The organism is Aquificaceae bacterium (assembly GCA_037481935.1).
In the GTDB taxonomy this organism is placed as follows: Bacteria; Aquificota; Aquificia; order Aquificales; family Aquificaceae; genus Pampinifervens.
In genome coordinates this window covers 29342-41691 of record JBBFKQ010000008.1, presented here as the reverse complement: position 1 = coordinate 41691, position 12350 = coordinate 29342, and the positions used below count along the sequence as shown (strand labels likewise).

The 12350-nt window shown below is 47.5% G+C and carries 14 protein-coding genes and 1 tRNA gene; 2 read left to right on the top strand and 13 right to left on the bottom strand.

Translation table 11 applies throughout. From position 1 onward, the window contains the following. Genes thiL through guaA form a run of 5 tightly spaced genes read right to left on the bottom strand, consistent with a single transcriptional unit; the run spans position 1 to position 5221 of the window. Positions 1–927 carry a thiamine-phosphate kinase gene (gene thiL / locus WHS43_07695; GenBank protein ID MEJ5339521.1) on the bottom strand — a complete coding sequence of 309 codons (927 nt, stop codon included), beginning with the start codon at positions 925–927 and terminating at the stop codon, positions 1–3. Next, entirely contained in the window at positions 924–1166 is a 243-nt protein-coding gene (locus tag WHS43_07690) for an NIL domain-containing protein (GenBank protein MEJ5339520.1), read from the bottom strand. The genes thiL and WHS43_07690 overlap by 4 nt, the downstream gene beginning before the upstream one ends. A gap of 12 nt (positions 1167–1178) precedes the next feature. Beyond that, positions 1179–2426 (bottom strand): HDOD domain-containing protein, encoded by a 1248-nt coding sequence (locus WHS43_07685; GenBank protein ID MEJ5339519.1) that lies wholly within the window; start codon positions 2424–2426, stop codon positions 1179–1181. Continuing rightward, the gene (gene glyA, locus WHS43_07680; protein MEJ5339518.1) at positions 2392–3678 is read right to left on the bottom strand and encodes a serine hydroxymethyltransferase; all 1287 of its coding nucleotides are present in this window, start codon (positions 3676–3678) and stop codon (positions 2392–2394) included. The genes WHS43_07685 and glyA overlap by 35 nt, the downstream gene beginning before the upstream one ends. Before the next feature lie 10 nt (positions 3679–3688). Next, on the bottom strand, positions 3689–5221 hold the full coding sequence (gene guaA, locus WHS43_07675) for a glutamine-hydrolyzing GMP synthase (GenBank protein ID MEJ5339517.1): 1533 nt from the start codon (positions 5219–5221) through the stop codon (positions 3689–3691). A 67-nt stretch (positions 5222–5288) separates the two neighbouring features. On the opposite strand from guaA, the gene WHS43_07670 reads away from it, so the two are divergent. Next, on the top strand, positions 5289–6482 hold the full coding sequence (locus WHS43_07670; protein MEJ5339516.1) for a class I SAM-dependent methyltransferase: 1194 nt from the start codon (positions 5289–5291) through the stop codon (positions 6480–6482). Here WHS43_07670 and WHS43_07665 read toward each other — a convergent pair. The 4 genes from WHS43_07665 to WHS43_07650 all read right to left on the bottom strand — a co-directional run bounded on the left by WHS43_07665 (position 6461) and on the right by WHS43_07650 (position 8338). Then, positions 6461–7225 (bottom strand): ABC transporter ATP-binding protein, encoded by a 765-nt coding sequence (locus WHS43_07665; protein MEJ5339515.1) that lies wholly within the window; start codon positions 7223–7225, stop codon positions 6461–6463. The genes WHS43_07670 and WHS43_07665 overlap by 22 nt on opposite strands. Continuing rightward, on the bottom strand, positions 7222–7659 hold the full coding sequence (locus WHS43_07660) for a pyridoxamine 5'-phosphate oxidase family protein (GenBank protein ID MEJ5339514.1): 438 nt from the start codon (positions 7657–7659) through the stop codon (positions 7222–7224). Before WHS43_07660 ends, WHS43_07665 begins: the two co-directional genes overlap by 4 nt. A gap of 3 nt (positions 7660–7662) precedes the next feature. Continuing rightward, the gene (locus WHS43_07655) at positions 7663–8238 is read right to left on the bottom strand and encodes a CDP-alcohol phosphatidyltransferase family protein (protein ID MEJ5339513.1); all 576 of its coding nucleotides are present in this window, start codon (positions 8236–8238) and stop codon (positions 7663–7665) included. Positions 8239–8250: 12 nt separating this feature from the next. After that, positions 8251–8338: transfer RNA gene (locus WHS43_07650), tRNA-Ser, on the bottom strand. Positions 8339–8360: 22 nt separating this feature from the next. On the opposite strand from WHS43_07650, the gene WHS43_07645 reads away from it, so the two are divergent. Then, positions 8361–9530: an O-antigen ligase family protein gene (locus tag WHS43_07645; GenBank protein MEJ5339512.1), complete on the top strand. Its 1170-nt coding sequence runs from the start codon at positions 8361–8363 to the stop codon at positions 9528–9530. On the opposite strand, the gene WHS43_07640 is transcribed toward WHS43_07645, so the two are convergent. Genes WHS43_07640 through WHS43_07625 form a run of 4 tightly spaced genes read right to left on the bottom strand, consistent with a single transcriptional unit; the run spans position 9472 to position 12349 of the window. Continuing rightward, positions 9472–10404: a dihydroorotate dehydrogenase gene (locus tag WHS43_07640; protein ID MEJ5339511.1), complete on the bottom strand. Its 933-nt coding sequence runs from the start codon at positions 10402–10404 to the stop codon at positions 9472–9474. The genes WHS43_07645 and WHS43_07640 overlap by 59 nt on opposite strands. Then, a complete protein-coding gene (locus tag WHS43_07635) occupies positions 10397–11341 on the bottom strand; it encodes a complex I NDUFA9 subunit family protein (protein MEJ5339510.1) in 945 nt (314 codons plus the stop codon). Before WHS43_07635 ends, WHS43_07640 begins: the two co-directional genes overlap by 8 nt. Then, positions 11338–12072: a twin-arginine translocase subunit TatC gene (tatC, locus tag WHS43_07630; GenBank protein MEJ5339509.1), complete on the bottom strand. Its 735-nt coding sequence runs from the start codon at positions 12070–12072 to the stop codon at positions 11338–11340. Before tatC ends, WHS43_07635 begins: the two co-directional genes overlap by 4 nt. Beyond that, positions 12026–12349, bottom strand: coding sequence for a twin-arginine translocase TatA/TatE family subunit (locus WHS43_07625; GenBank protein MEJ5339508.1), 324 nt, complete (start codon positions 12347–12349; stop codon positions 12026–12028). The genes tatC and WHS43_07625 overlap by 47 nt, the downstream gene beginning before the upstream one ends. Between the last annotated feature and the right edge of the window lies 1 nt (position 12350).

Here is a 12350-nt window from a genome sequence, read left to right as displayed (position 1 = left end):
TTATAACACCCTGAAGTGGTCAAAGCCTGTAGGCTCAAGCGGCTTCCCATCAAGGAAAACACCCTGCCCCTCTTCCACAAAACCTATCTGCACAATGCTGAGGAAGGGGTTCAGTCTTTCAGGGGGATGGGTAAAAAGAAGCTCGTAGTCCTCTCCACCAGAAAGGGCATACTCAAGAGGGTCTTTTCCGTGCTTTTTGCAGAAGTTTATGAGTTCCTGAGAGAGGGGAATTTTTTCAGAGAAAAAACTGAGCCTCACACCGCTTGCCCTCGAGAGCTTTTCCGCATCTGAGGAAAGTCCGTCGCTTATGTCCATGCTGGCGTTGGCATACTTTGAAACATGTTTTAAAAGGTCTATTCTTGCAGTGGGTCTTAGATGCTTCTCCATAAGCCTGAGCTCAAAGTCCTCGTAAGAGCGTCTTTCCATCAGGAGAAGCTCAAGCCCTGCCCTTGAGTCCCCCAGAGGTCCAGACACAAAGACTCCGTCCCCCGCCCTGGCACCACCCCTGCCCACAAACCTCTCCGCCTTCCCTAACATAAATACATCTATACACAGCTTATCCCCTCTGCTCAAATTCCCGCCCACCACCTCACAAGAGTAGAACTCACAGGCCCTTTTTATGCCAAGGTATACATCCTCTATATACCTCAGCTCCATGTCTGGAAGCACCAGTGAGACAAGGGCATACAGGGGTTGTCCACCGTTTGCCACCACATCGCTCACATTTACAGATATTGCTTTCCAGCCTATGGCGGAGGGAGGATAGTGAAGCTTGAAGTGCCTGTCCTGAAGAAGCACATCGCACGTAAGGAGAAGTAAGCTATTTCCCAGCCTTACTGGTGCGGTGTCGTCTCCTATGAGTCCACTTCCCAGTATACCTTTAAGCCTTTCTATGAGGCCGAACTCACCTATCTCAGAAACCTTCATTCTGTAAATATCTGCCCCTCTATGGGCTGAACCATAACACCCCTATCTTCAATAAACTTCATTGCCCTCTCTATCTCCTCAGCCTCACCTTCCACTTCAACGGTGAGTATGCCTGTGTCCTTTGTTACCTTTGCAGTTCTTATGTTAACCACCACATCAAAATTCTTGCAGACCATACACAGGACTGGCTCCTTCACCTTTTCCTCTGGATATATGAGCTGAAGCCTTATCAGGTTCATAGAAAAATTATATCAGACCTTGAGAATGTAATCGGCCATCTCAAAGGAAGATTTAGCTATGGCAATCAAAGCCTGACTGTTTATACCTGTCAGCTTTTCCAGATTCACAACCACATCACCCTGAGCAGGGTCCTGCATGTTTAGCAATTCCGGAAATTTTTCTTCCAGCACTATAGAATAATCCAGTATGCTCCTCAAGTGCACATTCTTTCCCGTATAACCATCAATAATCTCCTGTTCTATTCTGACATCTTTTAGAAAAGCTATCTTATCCATACCAAGAATTTCATCTATAAGAGAGAAAAGACCAATAAGGTAGGCTTCAGACTCATACTTAGGGTTTATAAGCTCGGCAATCTTCTGAGCTATTAGAGCCCTTGTGAGTGATTTCTTCCATAATTCTGGATTCTCAACGGATACGTAGTCATTCATTGCCAGAACAAGCAGAAAGTTTCTCAAGTTTTTCAGGCCAAGCATGGCACAGGCCTGCTCCACACTCTTTATTTCCTTTATGGGAGAGTAATAAGCAGAGTTTACAAGCCTGAGTATCTTTGCGGTCATGCCCACATCTGTGGCTATGAGGCTGGCAATTTCTCTGGGGCTCTGGGCAGCATGTATGGTGGCTATAAGTCTCAGCAGGGTATTTTTCAGGTAGGGTGCGGTCTGGAATTCTTTCAGTATAAAGGGACTTTCCAGGTAAATACCCTGGAAAAGGTCTCCTATTTTGCTAACTCTGTTGTATTCTTCCGCATCCTCTATTCTTGAGATGAGAAGGGTTTTTGACTTTGACTTTGATAGGTCCAGAATCTTCTGATTTAGCCTTTTTGCATCCACAGAGATTATGTTTACCTTGTCCAGGAGTCCGGCCATCTTCTCATTTTCCAGATTTTTTTCATTTAAACTGAACATAACGCCCTGCTCCATGTATCTGTCTATGGCGTTCAGTATCTGCCTGTAGACCATTTCACCTACTGGCACCTGGGGTTCTATTACCTCAATTATCAGCTTCCTGGGATCAAGGGACTCAATGGCCTTGTTTATAAGTGAGTCAAGGGACACATTTATCATTATCCTTTTGCCTTCTCCCACCCTTTCTATACCCTGCTCCAGAATTATCTCTATTATTATGTAGGTTGCCCTGCTGTAAGGAACTTCCTTTGGATACTCATACATGTTATCCCTTTTTCTGAGAAAGACCTCAAAGGCAACCCTCCTGCCCTCTCTGTTAAATATGGGTTGCTTTGCTATAAGAAAGCTCATCCATGACCTCTTTCATTTCGGGATACAGCGGGAATTGCTGGCAGAGTTCTATAACCTCCCTGCCAACTCTTTCAATAACATCCCTGTCTTCTAAGTTCTCTATCACCTGAGCTATTAGTCTGGCTATTAGCCTCATCTCCTCTTCCTTCATGCCCCTGGTGGTCATGGCAGGCGTTCCGATTCTTATGCCACTTGTCTTTGTAGGTGGCAGGGGGTCAAAGGGAACAGCGTTCTTGTTAACTGTTATGTTTGCTTTTCCAAGGGCATCTTCCACCTGTTTGCCCGTTATTCCCCTGTCTCTCAGGTCAAGGAGCACTATGTGGCTGTCCGTTCCACCGGATACTACCTTAAAACCCAGCTTTATGAACTCTTCAGCCATTGTCTGAGCGTTCAGAACCACCTGCCTTGAGTAAGCCTTGAACTCTTCGCTCATGGCTTCTTTAAAGGCAACTGCCTTCGCCGCTATAACATGCATTAGAGGGCCGCCCTGCAGACCCGGAAAGACGCTCTTGTCTATATCCTTTGCAAACTCTGCTCTGCAGAGTATAAAGCCACCTCTGGGACCTCTGAGGGTCTTGTGAGTGGTGGAAGTCACAAAGTGAGCGTAGGGCACAGGGTTTGGATAAACCCCGCCTGCTATGAGACCTGCATAATGTGCCATGTCCACCATAAGGTATGCACCCACATCTTCCGCTATCTGGGCAAACTTTTCCCAGTCTATAACCCTTGGATATGCGGATGCACCTGCCACTATTAGCCTGGGCCTGTGCTCCTTTGCCAGCCTGTAAACTTGGTCATAGTCAATGAGCTCAGTCTCTGGATTGAGGCCGTAATAGACCGCATGGTATACCTTTCCGGAAAAGTTTACCTTTGCTCCATGCGAGAGATGCCCGCCATGGGCAAGGTCCATACCAAGGATTGTATCGCCGGGTCTGAGAATGGCCATGTATACCGCCATATTTGCCTGAGAGCCTGAGTGGGGTTGCACATTTGCATGCTCCGCACCGTAGAGTTCCTTTACTCTACTTATGGCAAGGTCCTCTGCTATGTCAACAAACTCACAGCCGCCGTAATACCTTTTGTGAGGCAATCCCTCCGCATACTTGTTGGTGAGCACCGAGCCCTGTGCTTCCATAACCGCAAGGGAGGTGAAATTTTCTGAGGCTATGAGTTCAAGATGGTAGAACTGCCTTCTGTATTCCTTGACTACTGCCTCGTATATATCCGGGTCTACCTGTCTGAGGTGTCTCATGTCTATTATTTTACTCCCATTCTATGGTGGCTGGTGGTTTCGAAGATATGTCATAAACCACCCTGTTTATGCCTTCCACCTCGTTTATAATCCTTCTCATCACATAGTCAAGAAACTCGTAAGGAAGCCTTGACCAGTCTGCTGTCATGCCGTCAGAGCTGTCCACAGCCCTGAGCCCCACAACCCTTTCATAGGTTCTCACATCGCCCATCACTCCCACGCTTTTAACTGGCAAAAGCACCGCAAAAGCCTGCCAGACCTTATCATACAGACCCCACCTTTTAAGCTCCTCTATGAATATGCTGTCTGCCTCCCTTATGGTCTCCAGGTCTTCTTTCTTAACCTCTCCCAATATTCTTATGGCAAGTCCTGGACCCGGGAAGGGATGACGCATGAGCACCTCCTCCGGCATTCCGAGAAGTCTTCCCACCTGACGCACTTCGTCTTTGAAGAGCTCCCTCAGCGGCTCAAGAAGTCTCAAATTCATCCTCTCTGGAAGTCCTCCCACGTTGTGATGCGTCTTTATCACCTTTGCACCGGGAATACCCGCACTTTCCACCACATCAGGATACAGAGTGCCCTGAAGCAGAAAGTCTGCACCCAGCTTCTCAGCCTCCCTTTCAAAAACCTCTATAAAGGTGTGTCCCACTATTCTTCTCTTCTCCTCAGGGTCTTCCACGCCCCTTAGCCTCTCCAGAAAGAGCTCTTCTGCATCAACCCTGTAGAAGGGCAGGTTCATCCTCCCGAAGTAGCCTTCCACCTCTTCTACCTCACCCTTTCTGAGAAGTCCGTGGTTTACAAAGACGCATCTGAGCTGGTCTCCAACAGCTCTGTATGTGAGAAGCGCAGCAACTGTTGAATCCACACCACCTGACAGGGCACATATTACCTTGCCGTCCTTTACCTCTTCCCTTATCTCTTCCGTCTTTTCCTTAACAAAGTTGCCCATGCTCCAGTTTTTCTGAGCACCGCACACTTCAAAGAGGAAGTTTGACAAGAGCTCTTTTCCATACTCTGTGTGGGCAACCTCGGGGTGAAACTGCACACCATAGATGGATCTGTCCCTGTGTCTGATGATTGCATAGGGGGAGTTCTCCGAACTCGCAAGGCTTTCAAAACCCTCAGGAAGCCTTACTGCCTTATCTGCATGGCTCATCCACACATCAAACTCCTGGGGGAGGTCTCTGAATATGGGGTCACTCTTCACAAGTCTAAGTCTGGCTCTTCCGTATTCCTGTTTTTCAGACCTTTCCACCAGACCACCAAGCTGGTGCACCATTGCCTGTAGTCCGTAGCATATGCCAAGAATGGGAATGTTAAGGTCATAAAGTCGGAAGTCTGGAAGGGGGGCATCCGGTTCATACACAGAGGCAGGACCACCGGAAAATATCAGACAGTAAGGATTTTTCTCCTTCACCTCTTCATGACTTATGTTGTAGGGTACAATCTCGCTGTAAACACCGAGCTCTCTTATTCTCCTCGCTATAAGCTGGACATACTGGGAACCAAAGTTCAGGATTAGGGCGGGTCTCCTTACCACCATATTTAATTATACATCATTGACAGTTTGGAGTGGTGCGTATATACTAATCGTTGAGGAGGGTTATCAAATGGTAGAAAAAATCATAGCAAGGATAAATACGGGTTTCAGTGAGGGTTTATCCGTTGAACTGCCCGATGGACTGTGTATAGGAAATGGTCAGCACAGGATAAAGGTTCTGAGGAAAGATGTTGTAAAGGATGTTCTGAGAGACCCTGAGATGGGCTTCTGTGAGGCTTACATGAGGGGGGATATTCTCATTGAGGGAGACCTTGAAAAGGTTGTCCGAGCCTGCATGGAATATGTGGAATCGGAAGGTGGAGAAGGTTTGAGAGGCGTTCTGATGACCCTTCTGAGATGGCTATTGAAGGGTTTTGGGTTTATCAAAATGATTGAAGGTAAAGAGGTAAGAAGGCATTACGACCTTGGTAATGAGTTTTATCAGCTCTGGCTTGACAGGTCCATGACCTACTCCTGTGCCTTCTTTTCAGAGCCCAGCATAAGTCTGGAGGAGGCGCAGAGTGAAAAGAGAAGGATAATATACGAAAAATTACAGCTAAAAGAGGGTGACAGGCTTCTGGACATAGGATGTGGATGGGGTTCCATCATACTTGAGACCGCATCCATGTATGGAGTAAACTCTGTAGGCATCACCCTTTCCAAAAATCAGTATGAATACGTGAAAGATAAAATAGAAGGCCTTGGTCTAAGGGGAAAGACTGAGGTTTATCTCATGCACTATGAAGACCTTCCAGAACTTGGCAGGAAGTTCAACAAGGTGGTGTCTGTGGGTATGTTCGAGCATGTGGGAAAGGGAAGGCACAGAAGGTTCTTCGAAGCGGTTACCCAGATAATGGAGGATGGCGGTCTTTTTCTGCTTCATACCATAGGGAAGGTCCATCCTTCAAGTCAGAGCAGATGGATAAGAAAATACATATTCCCCGGTGGCTATTTGCCTTCCATAGAAGAAGTGCTCAGGGCTTCCAGAGGGCTTGGTTTCAACCTGATAGATATAGATGACTGGAGGCTCCACTATTATCTCACACTAAGGGAGTGGAAGAAAAGGTTCCTGAGTGTTAGAGACTGGGTTGTTAAAAGGTATGGAGAGGAATTCTTCAGAATGTGGGAGCTCTACCTTACTGCCTCTGCTGTTTCTTTCTATACGGGCAGCAACCACCTTTTTCAGTTTCTCTTCTCAAGGGGTGTGCTTAACAGCTACCCGGTTATGAGAAGATACATGGGTCAGCCCCTCCTCGCCTCCTGAAGGTCTCCCAGACCTTTCTTTATAAATTCCCTTACAAAAGGTATGCTGGAGTTCATGATATCTTCTCTCGTGCCTGTCTGAACCACCTGTCCATCCTTCAGTATCATTATCCTGTCCGATATGGAAAAGGCGGACACAAGGTCATGGGACACCACGATGGCGGTTGAGCCTGTCCTTTCCCTTAGGTTCAGTATGAGCTCGTCTATGAGCCTGCTTGTAATCGGGTCCAGGCCAGAGGTGGGCTCGTCGTATATTATGAGCTCAGGCTCTGTAGCTATGGCCCTGGCTATCCCAACCCTCTTTTTCATCCCCCCTGAGAGTTCAGAAGGGTAAAGGTCAAGATGTTCTTCAGAGAGTCCAACCATGTGGAGATATTTAAGAGCGAGAACCCTCAGGTCCTCTTCCCTGTTCCTTCCGTGTTCAAGATGGAAGAAAACCACGTTCTCCCATACGGTAAGGCTGTCAAAAAGAGCTGCTCCCTGGAAGACGTAACCTATGTGCCTCCTGAGCTCATCAAGCTCCATCTGATTCAGCGCCGCCACATTCTTCCCAAAAGCCTCAACTCTTCCGGATGTTGGTTTATAGAGTCCAACAAGGCATTTGGTTATGGTTGTCTTACCGCTTCCGCTCCCACCCAGTATGGTAAAGACCTCACCCTCATAAACCTCAAAGCTCACATTCCTGAGTATTTGCCTTTCACCTATATAAAGGCTCAGATTCTCTACTAGGACAAGGGGTTTCATGGAGCCTTCAGGGCGTCAAGCACCAGCTGGTCAAGCTCTCCAGCCCTCTGCAGGTCTCCTGTATGCATGAAGGGTATGGTGCCCGTTATGGTGCCTCCAGGGAAAAGGTTGTTTTCTACGCTGTTTATCTTGACCTCAAACACAGAGACAGGAAATTTGACCTCTTCTATCCTTTCGTGAAGAAGGCTTGCAGTTCCGTAGCAGGCAAGAGCCTTGTCCTGTGCTATAAGCATGAGGCATACCTGCCCTGTCTGGAGCATGTTCTTGGCACTCTTGGCGTTAGAACTCAGGGCAACCCTCAGTGTCCTGTCATCCACTGGATACATCCAGGTTATAAAGGTAAGGTGCATGTTCCCCTCCTTATCGGAGGTAGCAAGAACTGCAGGGAAAACGCCCAGATTACGCATCAGGTCTGCAAGTTCCTTCGGAATCATACTTCACCTCCTTTGAGACTTTTTAAAAATATAAACCCTCTGCAGGGTGGTAAATAGGGAACCCAGAGCCACTATGCTTACCGCGATAAAGACCATATCCAGGGCTATACCAGCCAGAAGCACCGCCCATCTTTCTGGTCTTTCAAAGAGCCCTGCCTTCAGCTCATAACCCAGGCCCTCTGCCCTTGCTCTTGTGTAGCTCACCGTGAAGGAGAAAAGCATGGCTAAGAGCGCCATGAGGGAAAGAAGTCTGTCCTGCGAGGAAAGAGCTAATGCTATAAAGGGGAGGGCATCGGACACTCTGTCAAGAAGGGAATCAAGGAGCGCCCCTAAATCCGAGTTTTTACCAAGTCTTCTGGCAAGACTTCCATCCAGTGCATCAGCAAGAGCACCAAGGAGAAGTAGTAAAAAACTCAAAGCTGTATATCCTGAGTAAAGAGCCAGGGACCCAAGGAACACAAGAAGAAAACCTGTAAAAGTTATGAGGTTAGGCGTAGCCCCCAGCTTTTGAAGCAGGGCGATAAGGGGTTCGGTCATCCTCTCAAAGGCAGGCTTTAGCTCCCTTACAATATAGCTCATGTTCATCTCCTGCGGCGAGGGAGGGATTCGAACCCCCGGTGGGCTCTGAACCCACAGCGATTTTCGAGACCGCCCCGTTCGTCCACTCCGGCACCTCGCCTCACTTATAATTATAAAGCCATATGTTGCTTACAGTTCTTTTTGCAACAGCACTACTTTCTATAAGCCTCTTTGAAGCACTCATAGTTCTCCTGCTTGTGTATGCTCTTTACAGGTTCTTCAGAGGTTTAAGGTATGGGGGTAGGCTTTTCTTGCCACTGACTTTGCACGCTTTTACGGTGCTATTGTCGACAAGCCTTTTCCATATGTCGCAGATAGGCAAAGCTATAGAGAGGGGTCCTTTCCTGCTTCTTTATTGCTATGGAGAACTTCTCAAAGTAAACCCAAAAAGTCTGTTAAGGTTCAACCAGTTTTTGTTTCTGTCGGGGCTTTTTCTTCTACCTGTGGTTTTCTACAGATATAGTCAGACAGGTCAACCTGCCATGTTGTGGGGTGGCTGGTTTGAGGTAGGTGCCTTCTACAGCATTTTCACAGTAGCCAGCCTTTCTCTCTTTTTCTACTCGAGAAAAATATACTATCTGTTGCCCTTCATACCTTTTGTAGGAATGGTCTTTTTCACCATGAGAAGGTCAACCATGCTGGGGCTGGCCTTCGCCCTGATTGCCTTTGCACTGCTCGCCAGTAAGAGTCTTTCCAGAAGGGCCTTCTGGGGTATTTTGATTACCCTATTCATTGGCTTTGTTGCAAGTAGCGTAACTCTCGCTCAGAAAGACATAAGATACAGAGCTGTGTATGAGTTCATAACTGGAAAGAGAGCACTGGACGATGAAGCGCTAAACACCATATCAAGCTATCGCTGGGAGATTGCGAAGGCAGGTATTCAGGTTATAAAGGAGGACCTTCAGGAAGGCAACTGGCTCCCTCTCCTCATAGGACATGGTATAAACTCAGGCTATTACCTTGAACCCAGAAGTCCTGTTGGTGGTGTATATGAGTCGGTTTTTTTGCTTTCTGAATTTATTGAAAAGGGTCTCATTGGCCTTCTGGCAGTTCTCTGGGTATACTACTCCTATTTCAGGTTTCTGCTGAATTTCAGGCTCATGCGTAGAGAAGAATATCTTCTTATGCCCCTTCTCCTTGCTCTTGGCTCACATCTGATAGGTTCTGTCTTTACCTTTTTCTGGGATGCTATGCTCCCCCTCTATCTCGTAATGTTCAGGGTGGTAGAAAGGCTCAAGAACGCACCATCATACGGTGAGCCCTCCCCACAAGCTCAGAAAAGCTCTGAATAGACCTCTCCCTCAGGTATTCTTCCAGGCCATCAAGAATCTTGAGAGGAGAATAAGGGTCAAAGAAGTTGGCAGTGCCTACCTGAATGCACGTTGCCCCTGCCAGCACATGCTGAAGGGCGGAGTCTGTGTCGTGTATGCCACCAACACCTATTATGGGCACAGAAAAACCAAACTCTGAGAAGACTTCCCATATCATTCTTACCGCTACAGGAAGTATGGCAGGTCCGGAAAGACCACCCATCAGAGTAGAAAGCTCCGGCTTCTGTGTCCTTGTATCTATTTTCATGCCAAGCAAAGTGTTTATAAGCACAAGTCCATCAGCTCCAGAGTCCAAACATACTCTGGCGAAGGCTTTTACATCGCCCGTGTTGGGCGAGAGCTTGACAAGAACAGGTTTTCTGACCCTTGCCCTGACCCTGTCCACAAGCCTTCCGAGAACAACAGGGTCATGCCCAAAAAGCATGCCGCCCTTTTTCACATTTGGACAGGAGACATTAAGCTCATAGGCCACCACCTTCTCCGCTCCCTCAAGGGCAAGGCATACCTCCACATATTCCTCCTCGGTCTCTCCGAAGATGTTGGCTATGAAGTGAGTTTCTATGTCTTTTATGCGTGGGTATATCTTTCTCAGAAAGCCCTCCACGCCCGGGTTCTGAAGGCCAATGGAGTTAAGCATTCCACAGGGTGTTTCTGCGATTCTCTCTGGTGCGTTTCCCTCCCTTGGTTTTAGGGATATACCCTTGGTGACTACCGCTCCCAGCCGTGAGATATCGTAGAGTTCCATTGCCTCAAGACCATAGCCAAAAGTGCCTGATGCAACCCAGACAGGGTTTTTAAACCTTATGCCAAAGAGCTCCACAGAAAGCTCAGGCATTCAAACTCCTCCCGAATTCCTCAAGGCTCCACCTGAGAGACTCTTCATAAGGCACAGGCTCTCTTCCGCAAAGCTTTTTTACACCGTTGCTTTCCACATCCTGGTCAAGGCCGCACACATTGCCCCTCCACATCATAAGCATCTGGTCTGAGCTGAAAGGCGGTGGCTGGAGGAGCTTTTCAACCAGAAGACCACCAAGATACATTGCAGCCCTTGGCAAAGGCAGAAGAAGCACCCTTCTCCTCCAGAAACTGAATATATCCTCAAGAAGTTCTCTGAAGCTCACTTTCTGGCTTCCGCATAGCTCGTATGTCTTTCCATCACTTTCATCCGCCTTTAAGGCATTTACAAAAGCGCAGACCACATCCCTAACATCCACGGGCTGGAAAAGATAGCTACCACCACCGGGCAGTGCGACCACGGGCAGGATTCTGGTTATCTTCCACATGTCAGAAAAGAGCCTCTGCTCTGGTCCAAGTATGATTGAAGGTCTCATTATGGTGTAGTTAAGACCAGACCTTTTTAGCTCCTCTTCCGCCATAAACTTGGTGCGGTGATACATGGAAGGTGCATCTGGGTGAGTGCCGAGGGCGCTCATATGAACCACTTTCCTGAGCCTTCCGTATTCCTTAGATACTTCATAAAGGGTCTTTGAGTAAAGATAATGCACCTTCATAAAGGTCTGAGCGTGCCTTCTGTCTTCCACAAGGATACCCACAAGATGTATTAGGAAATCAGGCTCAAATTCCTCAAAGACCTTCAAAAGAGATTTTTTATCCCCAAGGTCAGATATGTAGGGTTCTACCTTATCACCGAACAGATGCTCCAGCTTACTCACATCCCTTACAATGCATCCAACGGTGTAGCCAAGTTTCAGAAGCTCATCAACCACATGTCTTCCCACAAAGCCAGTTGCACCTGTTACCAGAACTTTCATCCCTGAACCACCTCTATGGCGGTTTCCTTTTGCCTGCGCCTTCCTAGCTTGCCTGCCAGAAGGGAAATCTCATATAGAAGGATGAGAGGCACTGCCATGAGCACCTGAGTGGTAACGTCTGGTGCTATGAGGGCCCCAGCCACGAAGGCAAGAACTACAAAATACTTCCTGAAGGACTTGAGCTGTTTTTCTGTGACAAGACCAGACCTCTGCAGGAGAAAAATAACCACAGGAAGCTCAAAGGCTATACCAAAGCCCACTATCATCTTGAGAAGGAAGGATATATAAAGGTTGACAGAAAGAAAGGGAGTTGCCTGGAGCTGGGAAAGTCCTATACCCAGCAAAAACTTCAGAGCCATGGGGAGAGCCAGAAAGTAGGAAAAGGCTCCACCAAGGAGGAAAAGAAGTATAGAGAAAAAGGTTAGAGGCAGGACAAGCCTTTTTTCATTTGGATAGAGAGCTGGCTCTACGAACCTCCACAGCTGATAGAGTATAACGGGCAGAGAGAGAATAAAACCGAAGACTATGGATATTTTCAGAAGTATGAAAAGAGGCTCGGTGGGTGAGAGGGTTACAAGCTGAACCTGGGGGTATGACTTCCTGACAGGCTCTTTGAGAACCTCAAATATGTAGCTGGCAAAGTAAAAAGCCACACCGGTGCCCGCCAGAAACGCCAGTATAGACTTAATCAGCCTGCTTCTGAGTTCCCTCAGATGCTCCGTCAGGGGCATCCTGGGAAGTTCCTGATTCTCCATTCTCTTTCTTTACCTCCTCATGCTGAGCCTCTTCTATTAAATCATATGAGTCTGCTTGAGGGCTGACATCCTTGCTTTCTTCCATTATCTTCTTGTTCACACTTTCCATGTATAGCTGATACCTGAGCTCATCCCAGGTTTCCCTTATCTTGCGCAAAAACTCGCCCAGCTTAGTGGCTACCTCCATCATCCTCTCTGGACCTAGGAAGATGAAAGCCACCGCAAGAATCACCAAAAGCTCAGGAAAGTCCATA